This window comes from Erythrobacter sp., assembly GCF_011765465.1.
Taxonomy (GTDB): Bacteria; Pseudomonadota; Alphaproteobacteria; order Sphingomonadales; family Sphingomonadaceae; genus Erythrobacter.
This window is the reverse complement of record NZ_CP050265.1, coordinates 754,438-780,514: the sequence shown is the minus strand read 5'-3', so window position 1 is coordinate 780,514 and position 26,077 is coordinate 754,438. Positions and strand designations below refer to the sequence as shown.

The 26,077-nt window shown below is 66.4% G+C and carries 26 protein-coding genes; 14 read left to right on the top strand and 12 right to left on the bottom strand.

Annotation, left to right across the window (positions count from 1 at the left end; all coding sequences use genetic code 11):
- Nucleotides 1-77 precede the first annotated feature (77 nt).
- Entirely contained in the window at nt 78-2,852 is a 2,775-nt protein-coding gene (locus tag G9473_RS03800) for an EAL domain-containing protein (protein WP_291136164.1), read from the bottom strand.
- A 100-nt stretch (nt 2,853-2,952) separates the two neighbouring features.
- On the bottom strand, nt 2,953-5,151 hold the full coding sequence (locus tag G9473_RS03795; RefSeq protein WP_291136162.1) for an EAL domain-containing protein: 2,199 nt from the start codon (nt 5,149-5,151) through the stop codon (nt 2,953-2,955).
- 198 nt (nt 5,152-5,349) lie between these two features.
- Between G9473_RS03795 and G9473_RS03790 the strand changes: the two genes are divergently transcribed.
- The 5 genes from G9473_RS03790 to G9473_RS03770 all read left to right on the top strand — a co-directional run bounded on the left by G9473_RS03790 (nt 5,350) and on the right by G9473_RS03770 (nt 9,442).
- Nucleotides 5,350-7,044 (top strand): alpha/beta fold hydrolase, encoded by a 1,695-nt coding sequence (locus G9473_RS03790; protein WP_291136160.1) that lies wholly within the window; start codon nt 5,350-5,352, stop codon nt 7,042-7,044.
- A gap of 2 nt (nt 7,045-7,046) precedes the next feature.
- Nucleotides 7,047-7,553 carry a hypothetical protein gene (locus G9473_RS03785; RefSeq protein WP_291136158.1) on the top strand — a complete coding sequence of 169 codons (507 nt, stop codon included), beginning with the start codon at nt 7,047-7,049 and terminating at the stop codon, nt 7,551-7,553.
- Between the two features lie 187 nt (nt 7,554-7,740).
- A complete protein-coding gene (locus tag G9473_RS03780; RefSeq protein ID WP_291136157.1) occupies nt 7,741-8,610 on the top strand; it encodes an alpha/beta fold hydrolase in 870 nt (289 codons plus the stop codon).
- Between the two features lie 238 nt (nt 8,611-8,848).
- Entirely contained in the window at nt 8,849-9,211 is a 363-nt protein-coding gene (locus tag G9473_RS03775) for a hypothetical protein (protein ID WP_291136155.1), read from the top strand.
- Nucleotides 9,212-9,223: 12 nt separating this feature from the next.
- Nucleotides 9,224-9,442 (top strand): helix-turn-helix transcriptional regulator, encoded by a 219-nt coding sequence (locus G9473_RS03770; protein ID WP_291136153.1) that lies wholly within the window; start codon nt 9,224-9,226, stop codon nt 9,440-9,442.
- A 173-nt stretch (nt 9,443-9,615) separates the two neighbouring features.
- Here the strand turns inward: G9473_RS03770 and G9473_RS03765 are convergent, their stop codons facing one another.
- Both G9473_RS03765 and G9473_RS03760 read right to left on the bottom strand, forming a co-directional pair.
- A complete protein-coding gene (locus G9473_RS03765) occupies nt 9,616-9,873 on the bottom strand; it encodes a hypothetical protein (protein WP_291136151.1) in 258 nt (85 codons plus the stop codon).
- Between the two features lie 181 nt (nt 9,874-10,054).
- Complete coding sequence (locus G9473_RS03760; protein ID WP_291136149.1) at nt 10,055-10,996, bottom strand: glycerophosphodiester phosphodiesterase family protein; 942 nt, start codon at nt 10,994-10,996, stop codon at nt 10,055-10,057.
- A 113-nt stretch (nt 10,997-11,109) separates the two neighbouring features.
- On the opposite strand from G9473_RS03760, the gene G9473_RS03755 reads away from it, so the two are divergent.
- The gene (locus tag G9473_RS03755; protein ID WP_291136147.1) at nt 11,110-12,876 is read left to right on the top strand and encodes an amidohydrolase family protein; all 1,767 of its coding nucleotides are present in this window, start codon (nt 11,110-11,112) and stop codon (nt 12,874-12,876) included.
- 16 nt (nt 12,877-12,892) lie between these two features.
- Here the strand turns inward: G9473_RS03755 and G9473_RS03750 are convergent, their stop codons facing one another.
- From G9473_RS03750 to G9473_RS03725, 6 genes are all read right to left on the bottom strand, one after another.
- Nucleotides 12,893-13,990, bottom strand: coding sequence for a DUF2855 family protein (locus tag G9473_RS03750; protein WP_291136145.1), 1,098 nt, complete (start codon nt 13,988-13,990; stop codon nt 12,893-12,895).
- A gap of 80 nt (nt 13,991-14,070) precedes the next feature.
- Nucleotides 14,071-14,472, bottom strand: coding sequence for a hypothetical protein (locus tag G9473_RS03745; RefSeq protein ID WP_291136143.1), 402 nt, complete (start codon nt 14,470-14,472; stop codon nt 14,071-14,073).
- Nucleotides 14,469-15,596 carry a DNA polymerase III subunit beta gene (dnaN, locus tag G9473_RS03740; RefSeq protein ID WP_291136141.1) on the bottom strand — a complete coding sequence of 376 codons (1,128 nt, stop codon included), beginning with the start codon at nt 15,594-15,596 and terminating at the stop codon, nt 14,469-14,471. Before dnaN ends, G9473_RS03745 begins: the two co-directional genes overlap by 4 nt.
- A gap of 180 nt (nt 15,597-15,776) precedes the next feature.
- Nucleotides 15,777-16,529: a 3-oxoacyl-[acyl-carrier-protein] reductase gene (fabG, locus tag G9473_RS03735; RefSeq protein ID WP_291136139.1), complete on the bottom strand. Its 753-nt coding sequence runs from the start codon at nt 16,527-16,529 to the stop codon at nt 15,777-15,779.
- Nucleotides 16,529-17,470, bottom strand: coding sequence for an ACP S-malonyltransferase (gene fabD / locus G9473_RS03730; RefSeq protein ID WP_291136137.1), 942 nt, complete (start codon nt 17,468-17,470; stop codon nt 16,529-16,531). Before fabD ends, fabG begins: the two co-directional genes overlap by 1 nt.
- Nucleotides 17,471-17,591: 121 nt before the next feature.
- Nucleotides 17,592-18,422, bottom strand: a complete 831-nt coding sequence (locus G9473_RS03725; protein WP_291136135.1) for an LD-carboxypeptidase — start codon at nt 18,420-18,422, stop codon at nt 17,592-17,594.
- A gap of 54 nt (nt 18,423-18,476) precedes the next feature.
- Between G9473_RS03725 and G9473_RS03720 the strand changes: the two genes are divergently transcribed.
- From G9473_RS03720 to G9473_RS03700, 5 genes are all read left to right on the top strand, one after another.
- Nucleotides 18,477-19,904, top strand: coding sequence for a Mur ligase family protein (locus tag G9473_RS03720; protein WP_291136133.1), 1,428 nt, complete (start codon nt 18,477-18,479; stop codon nt 19,902-19,904).
- A complete protein-coding gene (locus G9473_RS03715; RefSeq protein ID WP_291136131.1) occupies nt 19,901-20,206 on the top strand; it encodes a hypothetical protein in 306 nt (101 codons plus the stop codon). The genes G9473_RS03720 and G9473_RS03715 overlap by 4 nt, the downstream gene beginning before the upstream one ends.
- Complete coding sequence (locus tag G9473_RS03710) at nt 20,203-20,481, top strand: hypothetical protein (protein WP_291136129.1); 279 nt, start codon at nt 20,203-20,205, stop codon at nt 20,479-20,481. Before G9473_RS03715 ends, G9473_RS03710 begins: the two co-directional genes overlap by 4 nt.
- Nucleotides 20,482-20,558: 77 nt before the next feature.
- Complete coding sequence (locus G9473_RS03705) at nt 20,559-22,103, top strand: class I adenylate-forming enzyme family protein (RefSeq protein WP_291136127.1); 1,545 nt, start codon at nt 20,559-20,561, stop codon at nt 22,101-22,103.
- Between the two features lie 300 nt (nt 22,104-22,403).
- Nucleotides 22,404-22,814, top strand: coding sequence for a hypothetical protein (locus tag G9473_RS03700; RefSeq protein WP_291136125.1), 411 nt, complete (start codon nt 22,404-22,406; stop codon nt 22,812-22,814).
- 54 nt (nt 22,815-22,868) lie between these two features.
- On the opposite strand, the gene G9473_RS03695 is transcribed toward G9473_RS03700, so the two are convergent.
- On the bottom strand, nt 22,869-23,519 hold the full coding sequence (locus tag G9473_RS03695; RefSeq protein WP_291136123.1) for a glutathione S-transferase family protein: 651 nt from the start codon (nt 23,517-23,519) through the stop codon (nt 22,869-22,871).
- 12 nt (nt 23,520-23,531) lie between these two features.
- Nucleotides 23,532-24,479, bottom strand: coding sequence for a DUF808 domain-containing protein (locus G9473_RS03690; RefSeq protein ID WP_291136121.1), 948 nt, complete (start codon nt 24,477-24,479; stop codon nt 23,532-23,534).
- 219 nt (nt 24,480-24,698) lie between these two features.
- Between G9473_RS03690 and rpsF the strand changes: the two genes are divergently transcribed.
- From rpsF to rplI, 3 genes are read left to right on the top strand one after another with little or no spacing between them, the layout of a single operon-like run.
- Nucleotides 24,699-25,061 carry a 30S ribosomal protein S6 gene (rpsF, locus tag G9473_RS03685; RefSeq protein WP_291136119.1) on the top strand — a complete coding sequence of 121 codons (363 nt, stop codon included), beginning with the start codon at nt 24,699-24,701 and terminating at the stop codon, nt 25,059-25,061.
- A complete protein-coding gene (gene rpsR / locus G9473_RS03680) occupies nt 25,061-25,285 on the top strand; it encodes a 30S ribosomal protein S18 (RefSeq protein WP_007164455.1) in 225 nt (74 codons plus the stop codon). The genes rpsF and rpsR overlap by 1 nt, the downstream gene beginning before the upstream one ends.
- A 14-nt stretch (nt 25,286-25,299) precedes the next feature.
- Entirely contained in the window at nt 25,300-25,974 is a 675-nt protein-coding gene (gene rplI / locus G9473_RS03675; RefSeq protein ID WP_291136115.1) for a 50S ribosomal protein L9, read from the top strand.
- The last annotated feature ends 103 nt before the right edge of the window (nt 25,975-26,077 follow it).

The window sequence follows — 26,077 nt, the reverse complement described above, 5'->3', positions numbered from 1 at the left end:
CTTACTGGTCTCACCCCCGCGTAAAGGCGGTTGGTTAGTTTTTCGCTAAGAGCGCGCGCCCCGGCCCCGCTTGCGGGCTACCCCGCGAGCCGCGCGGGAGTGCCGCGCAGCACGGCGAAGGAGCCGTCGGAGCGGCGGCGCAGCGGCTCGTCGAATTCGATGCCCGTGCGATTGGCGCGGCTCCAGCGGATCACCCCGCGCGCCCGGCGGCCTGCGGAGAATTCGATCTCGACGCTGGCCCCTTCGGCGACGTTCCACAGCCCTTCGAGCAGCGCCCCGCCTTCGGAGATATTGCGCAAGGTCGCATCGTCGACCCCGCCCGCGTGCATCACCAGCACCCGGCGCAGCAGGTTGGTGCGCGTCTGGCGCGCCGCGCGCGGGCCGTCGGCCTGGGCGGTGCAATCGCCTTCGACGAGGTCGCCCGCGGCGCGCGCGTCCATCGGCTTGTGGTAGATATAGCCCTGCACGTGGCTGCAGCCGAGCATCCGCACCAGTTCGAGCTCGTCGAGCGTCTCCACCCCTTCAGCGGTCGTGTCCATGCCGAGCGCTTCGGCAAGGCTGGTGATCGAGGCGATGATCGCGCCGTTGCGGCTGCCCTTTTCGGTCGCCCCGCGCACGAAGCTCTGATCGATCTTGATCTTGTCGAACGGCGCCTTGCGCAGGTAGCCCAATGAGGAATAGCCCGTCCCGAAATCGTCGAGCGCGAGGCGCACCCCGACCCGCTTCAAGGCCGCGAACATGGCATCGGTCGCGGCGCCATCGCCCATGAAGACGCTCTCGGTGATCTCGAGTTCGAGCCGCGCGGGATCGATCCCTGAATGGGCGAGCGCGTTGGCGACGATATTGGGCAGTTCGGGATTGGCGAATTGCAGCGGCGAGACATTGACCGCGCAGCGGATGCCGGCGGGCCAGCGCGCGAGGTCGTCGCAGGCGGTCCTCAGCGCCCACTGGCCGAGCTGGTCGATCAGCCCCGCGTCCTCGGCGATCGGCACGAACTTGCCCGGCGAAAGCGCGCCGCGGCGCGGGTGGTTCCAGCGCATCAGCGCCTCGAACCCGACGATCGTCTCGCTCGCGGCATAGACGACCGGCTGGTAGTAGAGTTCGAGCTCGCCGCGCGCGATCGCCTCGCGCAGGTCCTTCTCCAGCTCGGCGCGCTCCTCGGCGGCGGAATGGAGCTCGTCCGAATAGAACCGGTGGCAGCCGCGCCCCGCGTCCTTGGCGGCGTAGAGCGCGAGGTCTACGTTGCGGATGAGCTCCTCGCTCGTCGTGCCGTGCTCGGGCGCGAGCGCGACGCCGACCGACGCGCCGATCACCACCGCGTGGCCTTCGACCGTATAGGGCTGCGACAGCGAGGCGATGATCTCGCGCGCGATATGGGCGAGGTGCTCGCGGGTCTGGGGCGCGGGGACGATCACCTGGAATTCGTCGCCGCCCAGCCGCCCGCACCGCCCGGCCGGGCCGATCACCCGCTCGAGCCGCTGGGCGACCTGTTTCAGCAGCGCATCGCCCGCCGGGTGGCCCAATGTGTCGTTGACCTGCTTGAACCGGTCGAGGTCGAGCAGGAACAGCGCGCAGGCTCGGTCGCGCTCGCGCGGGGCGGCGAGGATCTGTTCCAGCGCGCGGCTCATCTGCACGCGATTGGCAAGGCCCGTGAGCGAATCGTAATGGGCAAGGCGCGAGACCTGCTGCTGGCTGCGCCGCTTTTCGGTGAGGTCGCTGCCATGCCCGCGGAAGCCGCAGAAATTCTTGTAGGAATCGTAGACCGGCCGCCCCGTGAGCGCCCACCAGCGCGCGTCCTCCCCGTTCCCGTCCCCGCCCTCGTCCGCCGCACTCGCAGCGCGCAGTTCGATGTCCTGGAAGGCCGAGCGCGCCGAGAGGTGGAAGGCGAGCGTGCGCTCGGCATCGGACGCGCCGGGCGCGGGGTGGACGATCTCCGTCAGCGGGCGTCCGATGACCTGTTCGGGTTCCTTGCCCAGCACGTGCGCGGCCTTGGGCGAGATATAGGTCAGCGCGCCGCGCCGGTCGGTCTCCCAGAACCAGCCCTCTCCGGTTTCCTCGAAGCTTCTGAGGATGTCCTCGGCGCGCGCGGCGACCCGGTCGCGCGCCTCGCTGCGGGCGCGGCGGGCCTCGGCGTCCTTCCATTCGAACCGCGCGATCAGCGTCAAGGCGAGCGCCCCGCCGATAATCGCGGCGAACATCAGCGGGCTCGGATCGATCAGGGCGAACGGCACCCAGCTCGCGATCTTGCCGGTGAAAAGCGAGATCACCCGCGCGCGGTAGACGGTCGCGGCAGCCGCGTTGATCGACAGGAGAGTCGCCAGAGCCCATTGCCACGGCAGGCCCTGCGTGACCCAGTGCGCCAGCGTATAGCCCGCGCAGCCCATCGGCAGCGCGACGCCGAGCGCGACCACCGCGATGCGCACGGCGATGCCCGTCCCCTCGCGCCGCTCGAGCGCGGCGAAGAGCGAGGCGACGGCGAGCAGGAACACGGAGGCGAAACCGGTCGCCAGCGAGGCCCCTTGCGGCAGGCCGCCGGCAAGGATCACGCAGGGCACATAGGCCAGCCCCAGCAGCAGCGCGAGCGCGCGCGAATGGCGCGGCAGGTACCAGTCCTGGCTGCGCTTCGCCTTTTCGGGACGCGCCGCCCTGAGCGCGGTGTGCCGCTCGCCCTCGCGCAGCGCGGTGCGGCGTTCGCCGCCGCGGCGGTCCGGCTGTGTTGCCGCCGCAGCGCCAGAGGGCCGTGGGAGCCTCGCGGTGCCGGACACCTGTGCGACGCCCTCGCCGGAGGCGCGCAGCGGCGGGGCGAGTTCCCTCTCCCTGCGGTTTCCCTCCCTGGCGGCACGCGCTTCCATGGGGCGCATCTAACGCCAATCCCTTTGCCTTCTGGCTAAGGCTTGCAGTTAACGAGGCGTGAAAACCCTCGCATTTCCGGGCCTCTAGCGGCCTAGGAAGTTAATTCAGCTGCACTTCCATGAATGCCTTGGGGGCGCGATTCTGCATCGTCATGAGCGCCGCATAGGGATCATCGCCGAGCGCCTGGAGCGGCTTTCCGGCGAGCTCGATCTGATAGGGCGACACCCGGTGGCGGGTGCACAGGCCGTCGGCCCCGTCGCTGATCAGCGGGGTTTCGAATTCGAGCCCCTGGGCCGAGCCTTCCGACCGCCGCACCACCGCCACCGCAAGTTGCCCGCCGCCTAGGTCGAGCACCACCTCGGTCCCGACCTCGATGCCCAGCAGACCTTCGATCTTGGCCCCGGTCTTCGACAGGTTGCGCAGGAACACGTTGTAGCGATGATCGCCGTGGATGAGCCCGATCCGGCGGAATTCGGTGCGCCGCTCGGCGCGGTATTTTTCCGGCCCGCGCGGGGTGAAGTGAAGCTCGCCCTCCTCGAACCGGCGCAGCACCTCCTCGCCCGGCATGGCGCGCGAGAACAGAATGCCCTGGATGTGGCTCGCACCCTGCTTCGTCACCGCGTCGAGTTCGTCCTTCGTCTCGACCCCTTCGGCGACCGTTTCCATGCCGAGCGCACCCGCGAGGCTGACGACGGCGGCGACGATGGCGAGGTTGTTGCTGTCGCGCCCAGCGCAGCCGCGCACGAAGCTCTGGTCGATCTTGATCTTGTCGAAAGGCGCATCGCGCAGGTAACTGAGCGACGAATAACCCGTGCCGAAATCGTCGAGCGCGAGCCGCACGCCCAGTTTCTTGAGCGCGGCGAAGACCCGAGCCGAACGCTCGACATCGCCCATGAACACGCTTTCGGTGATCTCGAGCTCGATCCGACCGGGATCGACTCCGGAGCTCTTGAGCGCCTTCCTGACCACGTCCACGAAATCGTCGGCCGCGAACTGCACCGCCGAGACATTGACGGCGGCCTTGACCGTGCCGGGCCACGTGCTGACCGTGCGGCATACATCGTTCAGCGCCCAGGTCCCCATTTCGCGGATCAGGCCGACTTCCTCGGCGACGGGGATGAAATCGGCCGGCGAAATCATCCCGCGCTGCGGATGTTCCCAGCGCATAAGCGCTTCCATGCACGCGACCTCGTGGGTCTTCGCATCGACGATCGGCTGGTAATGCATCCGCAGCTGGTCGCCGTGGATCGCATCGCGCAGGTCCTGTTCGATCTGGTGGCGGAAGCTCGCCTGGTCGCGCAGTTCGCGCGAATAAAAGCGGTGCTGCCCGCGCCCCCCGCCCTTGGCGGCATAGAGCGCAAGGTCGGCGGCCTTGGTCAGTTCCTCGGGCTCGATCCCGTCATAGGGCGCGACCGCGATCCCGATCGACACCCCGATCACCGCGCGGCTGCCGTTGATCGAATAGGGCTGCGAGGCCATCTGGATGAGCTGCTGGGCAATGTCGCCGAGCTCGCCGCGGTCGTCGCCGTCGGGGATGATCGCCTGGAATTCGTCGCCCCCGAGCCGTCCGATCTCGACCCGGTCGCCCAGCACCCGGCGGATGCGCCCCGCGACCTGCTTGAGCAATTCGTCGCCCGCCGGGTGGCCCAGCGTGTCGTTGACCTGCTTGAAACGGTCGAGGTCGAGCATCATCAGCGCGCAGGACCGCTTGGCATGGGCATAAGCCTTGAGCGTCTGTTCGAGCTGGCGGCTCATGCGGTAGCGATTGGCAAGGCCGGTAAGCGAATCATATTGCGAGGCGCGCTCGGCCTTGCGCCGTTCCTCGTGCGTGCCGGTGATGTCGCGCGCGGTCCCGCGATAACCGGCGAAACTGCCGTCCTTGGCAAAGCGCGGCTTGCCCGCGATCTCCCACCAGGTCTCGCCCTTGCCGAGCTTCACGCGAACCGGGGTCGGCCCGAGCGTGCCGCGCGCGGCGAGCAGGAACTTGAGCGGGCGGGCCGTGCCCTCGCCCTTGCCCTCGTCCTTGCGCTCTTCCTCGAACAACTGCGTGATCGTGCGCGCGGCGAGTTCGGTGGGCGAGATGTCGAAGGGCGCGATCGCGGCGGGCGAGCAATAGATCATCCGCCCTTCGGCATCGCTCGCCCAGAACCAGCCGACGCCGGTTTCCTCGAGCGAGTCGAGGAGTTCCACCCGGCGCGCAAGATCGCTCGCCGCGATCGGCGCGGGCGCGACCGGTCCCTCCGCCCCATTCGCGGCCTCGTCGCCCTGTTTCCTGATACGCCCGAAAAAGCCTGCCACCTGTCCTGGTCCCGACTGGAGTTGTCCCTTCCGCCACGTCCGCCTTAGGCCGGATGGATAAAGAAACGGTAAGGACGTGTCGCGATGGCCCGAACCGCCCGGCGCGCGCAGGACGCTTGCAAAGCGCCGGGGCGCGCGCCACTCTGCCCGCAAAAGGCGCACGATCGGCGCGATGCTGCGAAAGGGGAGACGGGGATCATGGCGGACACGGTCAGGCTAGAGAACGAGGCGGCGCAATCGACCAATGCGCTGGGGCCGCTGATCGGGGTCGCGCGCGAGGATTTCGTCGGCGCGGTGGCGCTGCTGCTGCGCGAGACGGCGAGCGATCCGGCACGCACGTTCAAGCACGCCCAGAAGATGGGCGAGGACATGGTCAGGATCATGACCGGCAAGAGCGATCTCGCGCCCGATCCCAGGGACAAGCGCTTCATGGACCCCGCGTGGCAGTTCAACCCCTTCTTCCGCGCCGGGGTGCAATATTACCTCGCCGTGCAGAAGGGGATGCGCGGCTGGCTGGAGGATCTCGAGCTCGACGAGCTGGAGAGGAACCGCGCGAATTTCATCGCCAACATCATCCTCGACGGCCTTTCGCCGACCAACACGCTCGCCGGCAATCCGACCGCGCAGAAACGGCTGATCGATTCGGGCGGCCTGTCGCTCATCAAGGGGCTGCAGAACGCCTATAACGACATCGTCCACAACAAGGGCATGGTCAGCCAGGTCGACAAGCGCCCGTTCAAGCTGGGCGAGAACATCGCGACATCCAGGGGCGAGGTCGTGCTGCGCACCGAGATGATGGAGCTGATCCACTACGCGCCTTCGACCGAGGAGGTCTACGAGATCCCCCAGCTCACCATCCCGCCGCAGATCAACAAGATGTACATCAACGACCTCTCGCCGGAGAAATCGGTGGTGAAGTGGCAGGTCGATAACGGCATCCAGACCTTCGTCATCTCGTGGCGCAACCCGACCAAGGATCAGGGCAAGTGGGGCATGGCGGACTACGTCGCCTCCTGCGAGGAAGCGATGGAAGCGGTCGCGGCGATCACGGGGTCGAAAAAGGTCAACGTTTCCGCAGGGTGTTCGGGCGGGCAGACCGCGAGCGTGCTCGCCTCGAAACTCGCCGCGAACAAGTCCGACCTGATGGGAACGCTCACGCTGATGGTGTGCGTCCTCCATCCCAAGGCGACCGACATCGAGGCGGGCTCGCTCGTTTCCGAACACGGCATGGAACTCGCCCGCCAGCGCGCGATGAAGGCGGGCGTGATCAAGGCCGACGACCTCGCGCGCGGCTTTGCGTGGCTGAGGCCCAACGACCTCATCTGGAACTACGTCATCAACAACTACCTCCTCGGCGCCGACCCGCCCGCTTTCGACGTGCTCTACTGGAATTCGGACGCGACCAACCTGTCGGCGAGCCTGATGGGCGATTTCCTGACGCTCTACGAAACGCTCGCCTTCACCAAGCAGGGCGAGGTCGAGATGGCCGACCACAAGGTCGACCTGTCGAAAGTGAAAAGCGACCTGTTCATCCTCGGCGGGGTGACCGATCACATCACGCCGTGGAAGGCGACCTACCGTTCGACCCAGCTGTTCGGCTCGAAGGACGTGACCTACGTGCTCTCGCAGAGCGGCCATATGCAGGCGATCCTCAACCCGCCGACCAATCCCAAGGCCAAGTATTTCGTCCAGAAGAAGAAGGGCAAGCTCCCCGCAAGTGCGGACGAATGGCTGGGCGGGGTCGAGGAGGTCAAGGGCAGCTGGTGGCCTTTCTGGATGGAATGGGTGCAGGCGCGCTCGGGCGACAAGAAGGCGGCGCCCGCCAAGCTCGGCAACGCGACATACAAGCCCGTCGGCCCCGCGCCGGGCCTCTACGTCGTCGAGGAAGTGTAGGCGTGCGTCTCGCCCCGTGCCTCGCCGGGTTGGCCGCCCTTCTCGCCGCGCCCGCGGTCGCCTCGCCCTGCGCCGAGATCGAACGGCTGGTCGCAGCCGCCGGGGCGGAGCAGCCCTTCGCCGCGCTCGCCCCCGAACTCGCCGAGGGCGCGCGCCGCGCGATGTATGATCCCGACCCGGCGCTCGACATCGGCGAAGGCAATGCCTGCACGATCTGGCTCCCCGCCCCGCTCGGGCCGAAGATGCTGTGCGGCATGAACATCGCGGACCACACCGACAGAGAGAACGCCTATCTGCGCGCGCTCGATGCGTTCGAATACCACCGCGACCGGCTGAAGGCCTGCGCGCTGCTGGGCGAAGGCGAGGAAAGCGACGAGCCTGGATTGCAATCGATGACCTGGGTGCTCCCTGAGCGGCAGGTGGTCGTGGAGCTGAGCCTGTCGGCCCGCGCGAACCGCTCGCGCGAGGCGGGCCTTTCGCTCCAGGTCAAGCACGCCTCCGCCCGTTGACCGCTCACCCCAGTCCCCCGCAAGCATTGATGCACACCCGCCGGAAAGCTGCTAAGGCTGCGGCCACGAGCTTATGGGAGGCACGCCCGTGAGGGATCCACGAGCGTGCCTCCCACCCCTTGGCAACCCATGAAAAAAAGCGCCCGACCGGGGGATCGCAAGGCGCACACGAAAGGACGGGTATTACGTGTCTGACCCCATGAAGGACGCGGTCGTGACCATGGAAGAGGTCGCCGGCCGGACGCTACGGACTGCTGCATGGAGGCTCGATGAACCCTCCGACCATCTCCCCATCCTCTTCTTCAACGGCATCGGCGCGAATATCGAGGCGGTGGCCCCGCTGGCGGACGCCTTGCCGGAGCGCGGCTTCATCATGTTCGACATGCCGGGCGTCGGCGAATCGCCCGAGCCGCTCGTCCCCTACAACCCCTTCACGATGAGCTGGACCGCCGCGCAGATCCTCGGGCGCTACGGGCTTGGCGAGGTGGATGTCATGGGCGTGTCCTGGGGCGGCGCGATGGCGCAGCACTTCGCGCTCCAGCATCCCGCGCGCACCCGGCGGCTCACCCTGATCGCGACGACGCCGGGCATGGCGATGATCCCGGGCAATCCGGCCGCCTTCACCAAGATGGCGAACCCGCGCCGCTACATCGACCCCGAATTCATGAACGAGCATTTCGCCACGCTCTATGGCGGCGTCGACAAGGACGGGGCCGAGCACCAGAAGGACAGCCATATCGGGCGATTGAAGCCCCCTTCCCCGCGCGGCTATCTCTACCAGCTGATGTGCATGATGGGCTGGACGAGCCTTCCCGCGCTCCCCTTCCTGTCGAAGGAAACGCTCATCATGATGGGCGAGGACGACCAGATCGTGCCGGTGGCGAACGGCAAGATCCTGAAAGCGATGATCCCCAATTCGCGGCTCATCACGGTCGAGGGCGGCGGGCACCTGTTCCTGCTGACCCATGCCGACGAAAGCGTGGCCGCGATCCGCGACTTCCTCGACGCGCCGGAGACGGAGCGCGAAGCGGGCCGGACGAGCGCCTACGCGGCCTGAGGACAGGAACGGTTGCCAATGCGACGCAAGCGGGTGCTTTCCGTCCAAAGTTAAGGTGGCAAGCGGACTTTCGGGCGCCCCGCCGGAATCCTGTATGCAGAGCCAGATGCAAGCGAACCCATGTAAAAAATATTCGACATTCGTTCTCGGGCCTCCTATGTAGAAAATATTATACATCGCATGGGAGTTTCACGTCGTGTCTTTCAGGGAAAAATCCGCTTGGGTCATGGGGGCGATCATGCTCGTCACCGGCGTCTGGTATGTTCAACGGGTTGCCGCCCAACCGGACACGCCAATTATCGGCTCGCTTGTCCCTTACGTCCTCGCCGTCATCGTGCTGTCGATCATCGCGCAAACGATCCTCGCAATCCTCTCGCCGAAGGAGGCCGAGGCCCACGCTGACGAACGCGAGCGGATCGTAATCGACCGCGCGGGAAACTGGTCGGGCATCGTGCTTGGCCTTGGGGTCGTCATCGCCCTTGTCACGTATATCGGCGGCTCGAGCGCCACGCTGCTGGCCCACTCGATCGTCGCCGCCTTGATCGTGGCGCAGTTGGCAGACTGCCTCTTCCAGATCTTTCTCTTGCGCCGCGCGGTCTGACGGAAAGAAGCGATGGGTAAGCGTCCACCGATCACCAACCGGGTGCGAAGCTTGCGCGAGCAGCATGGCAGGATGAGCCAGGCTGCGCTGGCCGAGGCGGTGGGTGTGACGCGCCACACGATCATAGCTATCGAGCAGGGGCGCTATTCACCCAGCCTTGAAACCAGTTTCCGCATTGCGAGATTGTTCGACGTCGGTCTCGAAGACGTATTCGGGTGGGAGGGCGATTAGACGGCCGCTGCGTCGAAGATCGCAATAGACATGGCCTTGTCATCGATCTGCACGACAGCAGCAAAGCGTGTAATCACGACCCTGTGATGGACGAATTGATGGCGCTGGCCATTCTGCGGCGAAGAGAGTGGGCGAGCGCATTCGCGTAGAGAAATTGGACGCAAAACCTGCAGTCAGTGTTCGGCGCGGTTAAGGCGATTTTTTATCGCCAGAAAGACAACTGCAATCAGCGATGACATAACAGCCCACGCGATCAAGATCATCACGCTCAAGGGCAAGACCGTAGATAACAAGGAGGGACCAGTTCCTCTGATGAATTCCATATACAGCGTGTAGACCACCAGAGACAATTCGAGAGTGCCGACCCCCCAGAGAAAGATTGGCTGAAAGACCTCGGTGAACCGGGCCTCGTAATTTCGCGGCGCTTCCATGAGCCGAGGTTATCTCAACCGTTCCGTTGAAGGCAAGAGCGCCCTTCGGATTCCGATCCGAGCGAATAGCGCTTGCCGTGCCGGTCTGAACTTCATGACCTCTCATCGTACGCTCCGGTGGTCGTGTCGAATTGCGGGGCACTGGCGAACCCGTCTCTGGCCGCACGGCGCAGGCGTTCCCCTAATCCCCCCGCCCCACCCCGCACTTGCCCGCTTGCGGCAACCGGTCCGCCTCGGCCAGCGCCGCGGCGGCTTCGCGCGGGGCGTCGGTGGCGATCACGTCGACGCCGCCGCGCGACAGCTCGGCATAGCGTTCGGGCGTGCCGAAGCGGTCGATCACGCTGTCGATCGAATAAGGCGGGCGGCCCAGAGTGCCGAAGATCACCTCGACATCGGCCTCGTCCAGTGCGGCGTAGAGGTCGGGCCGGGCGAGGCGCGTGCCGGTGAAGGCGATGATGCGCTCCGCCGGGATGCCTGCGGCGACCGCTTCGGCCAGCGCGCCGGGGCTTTCGATGGAGAGCGAGATCATCGCCCACGGCGCGAGGTCGTGGAGTTTCTTTGCGGAGGCGACCGAATAGGCGATGAGGATGACGTGTTCCTCCATGCCCTTTTCGCGGACCATGTCGATCACGTCCTCGTAGGGGGCGGAGCGCTTGAAATCGAGCTGGAGCACGGTGCGGCCCTTCGCCCAGTCGAGCGCCTCGGCGAGCGTCGGGATGCGGTAGGGCGTGACCCAGCCGGCCGCGTCGGTGAGGTTGAGCGCGGCGAGATCGGCCCATGCCTTGTCCGCCGCTTCGCCCTCGCCCGTCGTCGTGCGCTCGAGCGTGTCGTCGTGGAGGAGGAAGAGCACGCCGTCGCTGCTGGCCGCGACATCGACCTCCATCACGGCGGGGATCGCAGTGAGCACCGCATCCATCGTCGCAATGGCGTTCTCCGGCAGGCCCGGCGAAGGCCCGCCCCGGTGCGCGGAGACGAGGCTGCGCCCCTCCGCCTCGAGGCAGTCGAGCATTGCCGAAAGCCCGTTTTCGGGCACGAGCTGCCATTGTTCCTGCGCGTTGGAAGCGCCGGGGGCCAATCCTGCAAGTCCTACAACAGCCGCCGCGGCAGCGATCCTCGCCAACATTTTCGTTCTCCTTGAAAGGGTATGACCGACGCGAACCATGATGCCGCCGCGCGCACCCCCCTTGTAGGCAGGCCGGGTTTGCGACATCATCCGCGCCATAAGGGAGAGAGACAATGGCGCAATATGATCTCATCATTCGTGGTGGAACCATCGTCGACGGCAGCGGGGCGGAAAGCTTCACCGGGGACGTGGCGGTGAAGGACGGCCTGATCGCCGCCGTGGGCACGGTCGAAGGCTCCGCTGCGCGCGAAATCGATGCCTCCGGCAAGGTGGTCGCCCCCGGCTTCGTCGACATCCACACGCATTACGACGGGCAGGCGACCTGGGACCAGGAAATGGCCCCGTCGAGCTGGCACGGCGTCACCACGGTGGTGATGGGCAATTGCGGGGTCGGCTTCGCGCCGGCCAAGCCGGACCGCCACGAATGGCTCATCAGCCTGATGGAAGGGGTCGAGGACATTCCGGGCACGGCATTGGCCGAAGGGATCACGTGGGACTGGGAGACCTTCCCCGAATATCTCGACGCGCTCGAAAAGCTGCCCCGGACGGTCGATGTCGGGACGCACGTCCCCCACGGCGCGGTGCGGGCCTATGTGCTGGGCGAACGCGAGCAGCCGGGCGCCGTGCCCACGCAAGAGGACATCGAGGCCATGTCCGCCATCGTCGAGGAAGGCGTGCGCGCGGGCGCATTGGGCTTTTCGACCTCGCGCACCGTGCTGCACAAGTCGGTCGACGGCGAGCTCGTCCCCGGGACCACGGCCACGGAAGAGGAACTGGTCGCGATCGGCCGCGCCATGGGCCGCGCCAAGGCCGCCGGGGGTCATGCCGTGTTCGAGATGGCGAGCGACCTCAACCGCGAATGGAACGAGTTTTCGTGGATGGGCAAGCTCAGCCGCGAGGCGGGCATCCCCGTCACCTTCGCCGCGCTGCAATCCATCGCCAAGGAGCTTTCGCTCGACGAGCAGATCGCCCAGATGCGCGCGGAAAACGACAATGGCGCGAACATCGTCGCCCAGATCGCGCTGCGCGGGAACGGCATCATCATGGCCTGGCAGGGCACGGTGAACCCCTTCGCCTTCCGCCCGAGCTGGCAGGCGATCAAGGATCTTCCGTGGGAGGAGCAGAAGGCCAAGCTGCTCGACCCCGCGTTCAAGAAGCAGCTCCTGTCCGAACCGAACGACTACACCGAAGCGCCCAAGGACATCATCGGCGTGGTCATGGTCATCACGCAAGGCTGGGCGCTGCAATACGAGATGGACCCCGATTTCGACTACGAACCGGGCCCGGAGGCGAGCGTCAACGCCCGCGCGCAGAAGGCCGGTGTGGACCCGCAGGAATACGCCTATGATATGCTTTGCCGCGACGATGCGCGCGGGTTCATCTACCTGCCGATCCTGAACTATGCCGACGGCAACCTCGATTTCCTTCATCCGCTCCAGCTGTCCGAGGACACGGTCAATTCGCTCTCCGACGGGGGCGCGCATTGCGGGACGATCTGCGATGCGGCTTCGCCCACATTCATGCTCGAGCACTGGGTCAAGGGCCGCCGCCGGGGCGAGCGGATCGCGCTCGAACACGCGATCAAGCGGCAGTGCCGCGACACCGCCGTGCTCTACGGGCTGGAGGACCGCGGCCTGATCGCGCCGGGCTATCTCGCCGACATCAACGTGATCGACATGGACAAGCTGAAACTCGGCAAGCCCTGGCTCGCCTTCGACCTGCCCGCGGGCGGCAAGCGCCTGCTGCAAAAGGCCGAAGGCTATGTCTGCACGATCAAGTCGGGCGAAGTGACCTTCGAGAACGGCAAATGGACCGGCGCGACTCCGGGCGGCCTGGTGAGAGGTCCGCAGCGGGTGGAACTCGCCGAAGCCGCCGAATAGGAACTCGCGCCCCGGCCTAGGGCTCGATCACGATGCCCCGGGCCGGGTCGACCTTGCCCGCGACCATGGCGAGCCACACCTCGCGCGCGGCCGAAAGACCCTCGCGGCGGTCGATTGCGACCGTGTCTTCGACCTCGCCGAGGAAACGGTGCCAGCCGGCTGCGAACAGGCGCGCGGCTTCCTCGCGCCCATGGTCGCGGGCGAAGGCGATCATGTGGTCGGGGGCGAAGAAGAGCTCGGGTTTCGGCCCCTTCATCTCCGCCTCGCTGCCGAAGGTGCTGCGCGCGTCCTTGTGCGTCGCGCCGACGAGGCAGGAATATGTGAGCGCGTCCGCGAAATGCGCGTGGACCCGGCCCAGCAGGCTCGCATTGCCCGCGAAATCGACCACGACGCTGGGGCGGCGCTCCATCTCCTCGAGCACGTCGTAGGCCACGACCTCGTCGTAAAGCCCGGTCCCTTTCACGAAGTCGGCATTGCCCTTCGACGTGAGCCCGATGCGGCGCACTGCGGGCGAGCCTGCCCTGGCCGAACTCGCAAAGCCCATCGCGGTCTTGGACGAGGCGCTGGTGAGTAGCACCTGCTCCGCGCCGAACCAGCCTTCGCGCTTCATGAAGTCCGCGATCAGGAAACCGGTGCGGAACAGCGGCCCGAAGATCATCCGCTCCGCCTCGCGCGCCGCGTCGTGTTCGGGATCGGCGGCAAGGCGCGAATACTGGTTGTAGACCGGGCTCATCTTCTGGCGATGCTCGCTCGTGTCGGTGAAGCCTCCTGCGCTCACCTTGCCCGGCACGACATCGAGATGGGTCGCCATCGGCAGGTAGCCATAGACCCGCTCTCCCACCGCGATGTCGGGGCACTTGCTCTCCACGACGCGCGCATGGCCCCACATCGGGACGATCCCGTAAGGGTCGGGCGCGGGGAAGAAATCCCAGTACATGAACCCGTCGCCGACCACCGCATAGGTGACGTTGTTGGCAGTGACCGAGAAGCTCTCGATCGCAAGCCGCACCGCGCCTTCGGCAAGCTCCATCGGCTCGACATGGACGAGTTCGGCACGGTCCAGCGCGTCCTTGCGCACATGGACCTGCTGGATCGGGGTTTGGGGCGTGTTCATGGGCTCTCCTTTGCATGAGCCCTTACAACCTCGCGCGGCGCTTTCCCACCCCGCGCTCGGGCCGGCGCGGCGGAGCGCGCTTACTGGACGGGACTTTGATCCTCAAGCGCGCTGATGGCGCTGCCCGCGGCCTGCATCCGCTGGCCCATACCCTGCATACGCGCCCCGCAGACCTTCTGCCTGGCCGAGACGTCCTGGTCCCTCAGGACGCGGTAACGCTCCAGCATCGCCGTTTCGAGCGGCCGGTCCGAGCGCGCTTCGTAGCGACCGACGAAATAGGACAGTCCGCCGACGAGGCCCTTCTGCTGTTCGGCGCTCGCATTGTCCCCGAGCGTGCCGAGCACCATGCTGATGACGATCGCGCAGTCGAGATCGTCCTGGGCGGTGTATTGCGCGTCGTCCTGCGCCGAAAGCGGCGCCGTGAGCAGGAGCGCCGCGGGGACCAGCGCGGCGAATGCCGAGGCGCAGCGGCGCACGCTCACACCCGCATCGGCATGAGGACGTAGAGCGCCGGGCTCGATTCGTCCTTGCGGATCAGCGTCGGCGAGCCCGCGTCGGCGAGGTGGAGTTCGACCTCGTCGGCATCGATCTGGTCGAGGATATCCTTGAGGTAATTGGCGTTGAAGCCGATCTCGAAGGCATCGCTGCCATAGGAGGCCGCGAGTTCCTCGGTCGCGGTGCCGTTGTCGGGCGAGGTGACGGACAGCGTGACCTTGTCGGGTTCGAGCCCCATCTTCACCGCGCGGGTCTTTTCGGTCGCGATCGTGGCGACGCGGTCGACGCCGGCGAAGAACAGCTTGGGATCGACTTTCAGCAGCTTGTCGTTGCCGGTCGGGATGACCCGGCTGTAATCGGGGAAAGTCCCGTCGATCAGCTTGCTGGTGAGCACCACCCCGCCCTCGCCGCCCAGCGTGAAGCGGATCTTGCTTGCCGAAAGGTCGACGAGGACATTCCCGTCGAGCGCCTCGTCGAGCAGCTTGCGAAGCTCGCCCACGGCCTTTCTCGGCACGATCACGTCGGGCATCCCGGCAGCGCCCTCGGGCCGCGGCAGGGTGAAGCGCGCAAGGCGGTGGCCGTCGGTCGCGGCGGCTTTCAGCACCGGCTCGTCATCGTCGGTGACGTGGAGGAAGATGCCGTTGAGGTAATAGCGCGTTTCCTCGGTCGAGATGGCGAAGCGAGTGCGGTCGATCAGTTCAGCGAGCGTGCGCGCGGGCAGTTCGAAACTGGTCGGCAGGTCGCCTTCGACGATCACGGGGAAATCGTCGCGCGGCAGGGTCGGCAGCTTGAAACGGCTGCGCCCGGCCTTGATCTCCATCCGGTTGTCCGCCGTCTCGAGGCTGACCTGGCTGCCGTCGGGAAGCTTGCGCGCGATGTCGAACAGCAGGTGCGCGGACACCGTGATCGCTCCGGGCGTGTCGACCGCGGCGGCGCTCATCGTCTCCACCACCTGCAGGTCGAGGTCGGTCGCCATGACCTTGACCGCGCCGCCGTCGCTCGCCTCGATCAGCACGTTCGAGAGGATCGGAATGGTGTTGCGGCGTTCGACCACCGACTGGACATGGGACAGGCAACGCAGGAGCGTCGCGCGTTCGATCGTAGCCTTCATGTGCCCCTAGCCTTCATTTGTGGAACCTATCGCTTCGATTGTGGTGGCAGGCAGAGAGCCGGAATCGCCCCTCCAGCGCCGGAACAGTCGGCAAAACCTTAGCGCGGTCAGTCTTGCGGGCAAGATCAATGCCTTCGCACGGGTCGATTCGCTTGGGGATAAGGCGCCCTGAGGCCCCTTCTAGCCCGTCATTGCCATGCCGCCGTTCACATGGAGCGTCTGCCCGGTGACATAGCCCGCCTCGCGGCTGGCGAGGTAGACGCAGGCGGCCCCGATGTCGGAGCCCTCGCCCATGCGCCCCATCGGGATGCGCGCGTTGATCGCGTCGGTCTGCTTTTCATCGAGCGCCGCGGTCATGGCCGAGCGGATGAAACCGGGCGCGAGGCAATTCGCGGTGATCCCGCGCGAGGCGACTTCCTGCGCGAAGCTCTTGGTCATGCCGGTGAGCCCGGCCTTGGCGGCGCAGTAGTTCATCTGGCCCGGATTGCCGGTCGTGCCGACGACGCTGGTGATGTTGACGACCCGGCCGAAACGGGCCTTCATCATCGGCCTTGCCGCCGCGCGCATCAGGCGGAACGAGGCTTCGAGATTGATGCGGATGACATCGTCCCATTCTTCGTCCTTCATCCGCATGGCGAGATTGTCGCGCGTGATCCCGGCATTGTTCACCAGGATGTCGATGCCGCCGAGCGTGTCGAGCGTCGCGGGGATCAGTTCCTCGACCTGCGTCGTGTTCGACAAGTCGCAGGTGATCTCGACATGGTCGCCGCCGATCTCCTCGTTGAGCTGTTCGCGGAAACCGCGCAGCTTCTGCCCGTTCGAGCCCGACAGCGCGACCCGCGCGCCCTGCTTCGCGAGCGCGGTCGCGATGGCCGAGCCGATCCCCCCGCTTGCGCCGGTCACCAGCGCGTTCATCCCGTCGAGCGAAAACATCACAGCCTCTCCTTCGCGTAATTCTCGCAATCCTGCATGGTGACAAGGCTAACCGTTTCCGCCTCCTTGTCGGTCCGGCCGATCATGGGGCACAGCACCTTGCCCCCAAGTTCGACGAAGCTTTCCACCCCGTCCGCGCGCATCGCCAGCACGCTTTCGCGCCAGCGCACGCGGCCCGTCACCTGCTCGACCAGCAGCGCGCGTTCCTCTTCCGAGTCCTCGACCTTCGCGGCGGTGACATTGGCGTAGATCGGAAGCTGCATGGCATCGGGCGGCGTGTGAGCGAGCGCGTCCGCCATGCGATCGGCGGCGGGCTGCATCAGCGAGCAATGGAAGGGCGCCGAGACCGGCAGCAGCACACCGCGCTTGATCCCGTGCTCCTTGACCATTCCGACCGCGCGCTCGATCGCGGCCCGGTGGCCGGAGATGACGACCTGCGTGGGATCATTGTCATTGGCGATCTCGCACACCTCGCCCTCGCCTGCGGCGGCTGCGGCGAGCGCCTTGGCGCTGTCGATGTCGGCGCCGAGCAGGGCCGCCATCGCCCCCTCGCCCACCGGGACCGCCGCCTGCATCGAACGCCCGCGCAGCTTGAGCAGCCGCGCCGTGGTGGCAAGATCGAACGCGCCGACCGCGCACAGCGCCGAATATTCGCCGAGCGAATGGCCCGCTGCGGCGGAGGCGGCATCCGCCAGCTTCATGCCGAATTCACGCTCGAGCACGCGCAGGACCGCGATCGAATTGGCCATGATCGCGGGCTGGGCGTTCTGGGTCAGGGTGAGTTCGTCCTCCGGCCCTTGGGCCATCATGCCCGACAGGTTCTGCAGGAGCGCCTCGTCGACCTCCTCGAACACTTCGCGGGCGGCGGCGGAATTCTCGGCCAGCTCCTTGCCCATGCCGACCTTCTGGCTGCCCTGCCCCGGAAAAACGAATGCGCGCATTTTCTGTCCCTGCTTGGCCGAGACGCCCGCTCCCCAGCCCTTCCACCCGGAATGGTATCCTCAAGGGCGGAAGGGCGGGGGCGCGGGCGGCCGACACCGTCCCGATAAAAACCCGCGCGGGTTAGGAGCCGGTAGGCGGGCTGGCAAGTCCGAAGGGCACGACCCTGTTGGCAGGCGTGTGTCCGATCTCCGCCCGACCGAGATAGCGGATGCCCGCGCGGTCGCACCAGTAGCGCGCGATTTCCTCGGGGCTCTGGCCGAATTCGACGTAGTTCTCCGGCACGTCGCTGACCGCGCCGAGCCTGAGGCCCGCAACACGGGGCAAGGTTCCGGCGAGGTGGAAGAACAACCGGTCGACCGCGTAGAGATGCTCGCTCACCTCCTCGACCATGACGACATGGCCGGTAAGGTCCGGCATCATCGGCGTGCCTGCCACCATGGCGAGCGTGATGAGGTTGAACGCCGCCGCAGGCGTCGTCCCGTCGAGGCTCGGCTCGACCCCGCTGGTGTCGCCGCCGATCCAGCGCAGCACCCGGCGCACCGCCTCGCGCCCGCGCTCGGACCGCGCGCTGACCGGCATCGAGCCGTGGACGCATTGCCCTATGCCAGCCTTGTAGAGCGCGGCCAGCAGGTAGCCGCAATCGGAAAAGCCGATGAAGGTCTTCTCCCGCGCCGCCGCGTTCATGCGCACCACCGCCGCCTCGGCGATGCGGTTCGAGCCGTAGCCACCCTTGGCGAACCAGACGACATCGAAAGCGGGATCGTTCGCGCATTCGACGAAGGCGGAAAGGCGCACGAGATCATCGCCCGCGAAATGGCCCGCACGCGCAAAGCACTGTTCGTGAAAATGCACGCGGTGCTGCGGGAATTCGGCCGCGACGAGTTCCTCCAGCGCGCGCGCATGGTCGCGGGTAATCGGAGTGGCCGGGGCGCAGATCGCGATATTCGTCACGGACGCGACCCTATGCCGCTTGTCTTGGCCTCTGCAAGCCAATAACCATGGCGCATGGTTGATGGGGTCGATGCCGGGTCGCTGGACAAGCGCCCCCTGTTCTTCTGCGGGATCGGCGGATCGGGGATGCTGCCGCTCGCCCAGATCGCGCATGGCCGGGGCCATGGCGTCGCCGGGTCCGACCGCAGCCGCGACCAGGGCCGCACGCCAGAAAAGTTCGCCTGGCTCGAAAGCCGCGGCTTCACCCTCTTCCCGCAGGACGGCAGCGGCATCGCCTCGCCCGACCAGGTGCTGATCGCTTCCGCTGCGATCGAGGACAGCGTGCCCGAAGTCGCAAGAGCGCGCGAGCTGGGCTGCGAGCGGATGAGCCGGGCCGAGCTGCTCTCCGCGCTGTTCAACGAGGCCGATTTCTCGATCGCGGTCGGCGGCACCAGCGGCAAGTCGACCGTAACCGGCATGATCGCCTGGATCCTCCACGAAGGCCGCCACGATCCCACCGTGATGAACGGTGCGGTGATGAAGAACTTCGCGGGCGCCGACAATCCCTTCGCCAGCGCGCGGGTCGGCTCGAGCGGGCTCTTCGTCAGCGAAGTCGATGAGAGCGACGGCTCGATCGCGCTCTATCGGCCTTCGATCGGAGTGCTGCTCAATGTCAGCCTCGATCACAAGAGCATCGAGGAACTGCGCGTGCTTTTCGGCAATTACCTGAAGGCTTCGGGCCGCGCGATCGTCAACACCGACAGCGAGGAGGCGCGCTTCCTCGCCGAGAAGGTCAGGAACCGCGTGACCTTCGGCGTGCACGACCGCAAGGCCGATATCACGGTCGAGCCGGATTCGATCGACCAGAGCGCTTTCGGCATCCGCGCGGCGGTGATCGACAACCGCAGCCGCGAGGTCTTTCCGCTGATCCTGCCGATGCCGGGCCTGCACAACCTGTCGAACGCGCTAGCCGCGATCGCGGCGGCCGACGCGGCCGGTATCGATGTTGCCAAGTCGGCCTATGCGCTGCGCAGTTTCGAGGGGCTGGCGCGGCGCTTTGACGTGGTCGGAACCAGTCCGTCCGGCATCACCGTGATCGACGATTTCGGCCACAACCCGGAGAAATGCGCCGCCACCCTGCGCACGCTCAAGGCCACGCCTGGCCGGGTCATCGCCTTCTTCCAGCCCCATGGCTACGGGCCTCTCAAGCAGATGGGGGCCGAACTGGCCAGGACCTTCGCGCGCGAGCTCGACGAGGACGACGTGACGATCATGTGCGACCCCGTCTATTTCGGCGGCACGGTCGACCGCAGCGTCGGGACCGAGCGGATCGTCGAACTGATCGGCGCGGCGGGAGGCCATGCGGAACACATCCCCGAACGCGAGGCGTGCGGCCAGCGCATCGCCGAACTCGCTGAGCCCGGCGACCGCGTGGTCGTGATGGGCGCGCGCGACGACACGCTGAGCGCGTTCGCCAGGGGCGTGCTGGAGCAGGTTTCTTGAGCCTTCATGCGCGGATGTGGGCCGCCTGGCTGGTGGTCATTCTCTCGATTGCCGGGTTCTTCGGCTGGTTCGCCGCCAGTCCCGACACAATGTTCGAGCGCGGCTGGGCGATGATCGCGATGTTCGTCGTTTTCCTTGGCGGCCCGCTTCTTCTCGGGCAGATGTTCCGCTGCCCGCAATGCCGAACCCCGGCTTTCGGCGAGCCGGAAACCTTCGGCCTTAGCATCGGCCTGTCATTGAAGCCTCCTTCGAGCCGGTGTCGGGTCTGCGATCATAACTGGGATGAGGAAAGCACCGCGTGACCGTCTACGAAAGCGCAAGCCGCCATGCGTGGTGGATGGCGGGCGCGCTCACGCTTGCGGTCCTGTTCGTCGCCGTGGTCGATCGCTTCTGGGGCCATTCCACCCTTGCCTTCGCCGCGGCGATTATCGGCCTGGTCGTCGCCAACCGGCGGATGCTCGCGCTCAATTGCCCGCATTGCGGCAAGAACCTGTTCTTCCGCGGCCTGTTCGTCGTGCCCTGGCCCAACCGGACCTGCGGGCGCTGTGGCGCTCGGCTCGACGAGGCGCGCGGCTGAGAACCAGCAAAACCGCGAATGGCGGGCCCGCGCCTTTCCTGCCTTATTCGAGGCCGAAAAGGAGATGCGAGCCGACCATGCCCACTCTTCCCGCTTCCCACCCGCGCGATTTCTCGATGGACACGCTGCTGCGCGCCGCCGCCACCCGGCTCGCCGGGCGCGAGGCCACGGTCGACGGCGACCAGCGCCTGACCTATGCCGAGCTCGAGGCCCGGGTCGAGGCGCTCGCCCGGTGGCTGCTGGCGAAAGGCATCGGCCCGGGCGACCGGGTCGCCATCCTGATGACCGACGGCGCGCCCTTCCTCACCGTGGTCCTTGCCTGCGGGCGGATCGGCGCGATCGCGGTGCTCCTCAACTGGCGGCTCGCGCCGGGCGAAATCGCGTGGATCTGCGGCAACGCCGAGCCCGCCATGACCTTCGCCAATCCGCGCTTCACGCACCTCCTCGCCGAAGCCGAGGCGGGCGAAGTCATCGAGGTGGACGAGCGCCACGATCCGCAAGGCGCCTTCGAGGACATCGTCACCCGCTCCCACGACCTCCCCACATGGCCCGACCTCGCGCCGGAAAGGCCGCTCTACATGATGTACACCAGCGGCACGACCGGCCGGCCCAAGGGCTGCCTGCAAGCCGGAAGCGCGGTCGCCGCCTCCGCCATGGGCTTTGCCGTGCGCCGCGGTTTCTCGCCCGCCGAACGCCTGCTTTCGGTCAACCCGCTGTTCCACGTGGTCGGGATGCAGCAGGTCGCCGCCATGCTCGCCTGCGGCGGCACGAGCGTCTTCGCCGGCCGCGACGACGACAGCGCGGCGATGCTCGATCTCGTCCACCGCGAAGGCTGCACCACCACCAGCGCCTTTCCCACGATCTGCTTCCCATGGGCCGCGATGGAGCCGATCCGCGATGGCGTCATGCCGCTCACCAATTACACCGGCGGGGCGGGCATGGGGCGGCCGCAGATCTACGAATTCATCGAGAACGACTGGGATGCGCGCGTCGTCGGCGGCTACGGCCAGACCGAAGTGTGCGGCTTCGCCACCTTCATCGACTACCCCGACATGGTGGAACACCCCCGCTCGATCGGCTGGCCGATGGCCCATGTCGAGATGACCATCCTCGATCCCGAAGGCAACCAGCTCCCACCCGGCGAGGAAGGCGAGATCTGCCTTCGCGGCCCTTCGGTGATGCTCGGCTACTGGCGCAACGAGGAGGCGACGAAGGCCGCGCTCGGCCACGGCTGGCTGCGCACCGGCGACCTCGGCACGATGGACGAACGGGGGCTCGGCTATCTGCTGGGCCGCGCCAAGGAGCTCATCAAGACCGGCGGCGAGAACGTCTACCCGGCCGAGGTCGACGCGGTCTTCGCCGAAATGCCCGAAGTCGCCGATGCGGGCTGCTGCGGCGTGCCCGACCGGCAATGGGGCGAAGCGGTCAAGGCTTTCGTGGTGCTGAAACCGGGCATGGAGCTGACCCGCGAGGAAATCACGGCGCGCTTCAAGGGCCGGATCGCGGGCTACAAGCGGCCGCGCTACATCGAATTCGTGGACAAGCTGCCGCGCGACCCGATTGGCAAGCTGCTGCGGCGCGAATTGTCGGCCCGCCCGGTGAGCGAGGACCAGGCGGCGTGAGTCCAGGGTAAAGGTGACAAAGGTGACACCCTGTCAACTTTCCAAGCTGCCGGATAATGCATTCGTAACAGAAGTTTAGCGCCCATCCCGCCAACCGGACGGACAGGGGAAGCGGGGCCTTCTCGGCGCGAAGGCCCGCGTGTGGCGAGGTCGACTATGCGAAGGAGCGGCGCGAAGAGTAGCGGGCGCGCCGGATGTAGGAAACGGGGGCGGCGGGTTTTCGGGGGAACGCAGCCGGAAGCGGACTGACTGCTAACGACCCCATTGCGGACCTGAGAGAAGTGCGTGTAACCGCAGGTAATGAGAGAAGAACTTCCACTGCATGACGCCACCTTTGATGGAATTGTCATCAAGGACAAAGTTGCCACGCTCTATTTCAGTGCGACTGACGGGCGAGGATGCGAAGTCCGGCTATCCGGCATCGACGCGCTGCATATGGACGACTTTCAGCAAGGTAACATTGTCGTTCTTTTCGAGACCACAACTGGCGAAACTCCGAGGGCAGCTTTGGATTTGAAGCGGCTCTACGGCTCGCCCCATCCCTCCGCAGCAAACGAATATCACGAGAAGTCAGAGTCCTTTCGCACTAGGAAACGAACCGCGATTGAAACGGGCGAACTCACTCTAGTCGAGATGCAACCAGCGATTGGTGCAGACTTGTTAGCGACATGCGAGCAGGTGGAATTGAAGCATCATGGGAATGACTGCTAACCACCCAGTTTCGGTCATTCCGGCCCCTGCCGGAACTTCCTCGAAACCGGCCCTTCAGCCCGCCGCCTGCTCCAGCGCCTTCCTGCCCGCTTCCTCGCGCTCGAAGGCCCGCTTGTACGCGGGCCGCGCGGTCAGGCGTTCGCGGTACGCCTTGAGGCTGTCGGGCACGCCTTCGTCCAGCCCGACAGTCTGCGCGAGGATCAGCGCGTAGCCGACGCAGATGTCGGCCACGGTGAAGCGGTCGGCGCACAGGTATTCGCGGGTCTCGAGCCGCTGCTCGACCTTGACGAGGCGCTTGTGGAACCACTTGGCGTAGGCGTGGCCGGCTTCCTCCAGCCCCTTGTCCTTCTCGAAGATGGCGAAGCGCATGAAGACCGTCTGCGGGAAGGTGATCGTCGCGTCGGCGTGGTAGGTGTAGTCGCAGTATTCGGCGTAGTCCCGCTCGCCGGGCGCTATGGCGAGGTCGGTGAAGCCGCCGCGCGTCGCGAGATAATGCGCGATCGCGCAGCTTTCGGTCATGCGCGCCTCTCCATCGACCAGCAGCGGCACCGTGCCGAGCGGGTTTTCCTCCATGAATTCGGGCGCCTTGTAGCGCGGCGGGAACGGCAGCACGCGAAGGTCGATGTCCACCCCCGCCTCCTCGGCGGCCCAGGTGGCGCGAAGTCCGCGCGAACGCGCGCAGGTCCATAAGATCGGCTTGGTCATGGGGCTTGCCTCCTAGTGCGCTTCCGCCGCGCCGACACCCAGCACTTTGTGCAGGACAAAGGCGATGACGAAGCCGAGCGCCAGGCCGATCGCCGCCGAGACCGCGGCATAGCTCGCCCATCCGAGCACGCCGCCGAGCGCGCCGGTCGCCCCCTCGACCGCGTATTCGGCCCCGTGGGCGATGTCGTAGAGAAGGTCGAAGCCGATCTCGTGCGTGCCGTGGACGATGATCCCGCCGCCGACCCACAGCATGGCGATCGTGCCGATGAAGGACAGCGCGGCCAGCACCTTGGGCACGGATTCGACCAGCAGCCGCCCGAGCCGCTGCGCCGCCGCGCTTTCCTTCTTTGCAAGGTGGAGGCCGACATCGTCCATCTTCACGATCAGCGCGACCGCGCCGTAGACCGCGACCGTGACCACGAAAGCGACGAGAGCGAGCGCGAGCGCGCGTTCCCACCATGTCGGCAGGTCGAGCTCGTTGAGCGTGATGGCCATGATCTCAGCCGACAGGATGAGGTCGGTGCGGATCGCGCCCGCAACGCGCTTGTTCTCGAATTCGACCGGATCGCGGATCTCGTCCTCGACCGTCTGGCCGTGCTTTGCCCCGCCGAGTTTCTCCATCACCTTCTCCGCGCCTTCATAGGACAGGAAGGCCCCGCCCAGCATCAGGATGAAGATGATCGCGCCGGGCAGGAACTCGGACAGGAGGATCGCGCCGGGCAGCAGGATGATGAGCTTGTTGAAAAGGCTGCCCTTGGTGATCTTCCAGATGATCGGCAGCTCGCGCGCCGGGGAAAGCCCGGTGACGTAGCTCGGCGTGACGGCGGCATCGTCGATCACCACGCCCGCGGTCTTGGTCCCGGCCTTGCCGGCGGCGACCGAGATGTCGTCGACCGAGGCGGCCGCCGCGCGGGCGATCACCGAAACGTCGTCGAGCAGGGCGACGAGACCTGTGGGCATGGCGGTTCCTTCGTGGGCGGCTATATGGAATGCAGCGCCCCGCCTGCCCGCAGGCGCGCTGCCGGACAAGACTTGCAATTGCGCCCGGAAGCTGTATGAGCGCGCCCTTCGCAGCGGTTCCGGCACACGGCGCCGCCGCGAAATCCCGAAGAAAGCCGGAGGGGCCCCGTCATCCGGACGGACAAGCCAGCGATCGGCATGGAAGTGAAAGGAAAAGGCATGGCTCTTTACGAGCATGTGTTCCTCGCGCGTCAGGACCTCAGCCAGGCCCAGGTCGACGCGCTGGCGGCCACGGCGACCGAAATCGTCGAAGCGAACAACGGCAAGGTCACCAAGACCGAGACCTGGGGTCTCAAGTCGCTCGCCTACAAGATCGACCGCAACCGCAAGGCGCATTTCGTCATGCTCAACATCGACGCGCCCGGCACGGTCGTCGAAGAGCTCGAGCGCCAGACCCGCATCAACGAAGACATCATCCGCTACATGACCATCCGCGTCGACGAGCACGAGGAAGGCCCGAGCGTCATGATGCGCAAGAACGAGCGCGACCGTAAGCGTCGCGGGGACAAGGGAGACGACTGATGGCCCGCCCGTTTTTCCGCCGCCGCAAGTCCTGCCCCTTCTCCGGCAAGGACGCCCCCAAGATCGATTACAAGGACGTGCGCCTGCTGCAGGGCTTCATGTCCGAGCGAGGCAAGATCGTGCCCAGCCGCATCACCGCCGTGTCGGCCAAGAAGCAGCGTGAACTCGCCAAGGCGATCAAGCGCGCGCGCCACATCGGCCTTTTGCCCTACATCGTGAAGTAAGAGGAGAGACAGTCATGGATATCATTCTCCTCGAACGCATCGAGAAGCTCGGTTCGATCGGCGACATCGTCACCGTGCGCGACGGCTATGCCCGTAACTTCCTGCTCCCGCAGAAAAAGGCGCTGCGCGCGAACGAAGCCAACAAGAAGGTCTTCGAAGCGAACCGCGAACGCCTGGAAAAGGAAAACGCCGAACGCCGCGCCGAAGCCGAAAAGCTCGGCGAGAAGGTCGCAGGCGCCGAAGTCGTGCTGATCCGCGCCGCGTCGAACGCCGGCCAGCTCTACGGTTCGGTCAATGTCCGCGACATGGTCGCCGGGCTGACCGCGCAGGGCCACGCGATCGACAAGAAGCAGGTCATCATGGGCGCCCCGATCAAGACCATCGGAATGCACGAAGTGACCGTCGCTCTCCACCCGGAAGTCCACGTCACGGTCAAGGCCAATGTCGCCCGCTCGGACGACGAGGCCGAACTGCAGTCGCAGGGCATCGACGTGCTCGCCCAGCTGTTCGAGGAAGAACAGCGCGAGATCGAGGAACAGGCCGAGGCGAACCGCATCGACCCGAACCTCGAACCCGGCGAGATCCCGGCCGAACTGCTCGAGGACGGCGTCGCCACGCCCGAGGACACGAGCGTGACCGAGGCCAAGATCGAAGCGACCGACCCCGACAGCGAAAGCGAAGAGCAGTAAGCCTCCTCGCTTCACCACGATGACACGGACGGGCGCGGAGGTCACACGGCTTCCGCGCCCTTCTTGTAACCGGCTGTCATTCCCTTTCCCCAATTGAACGCTA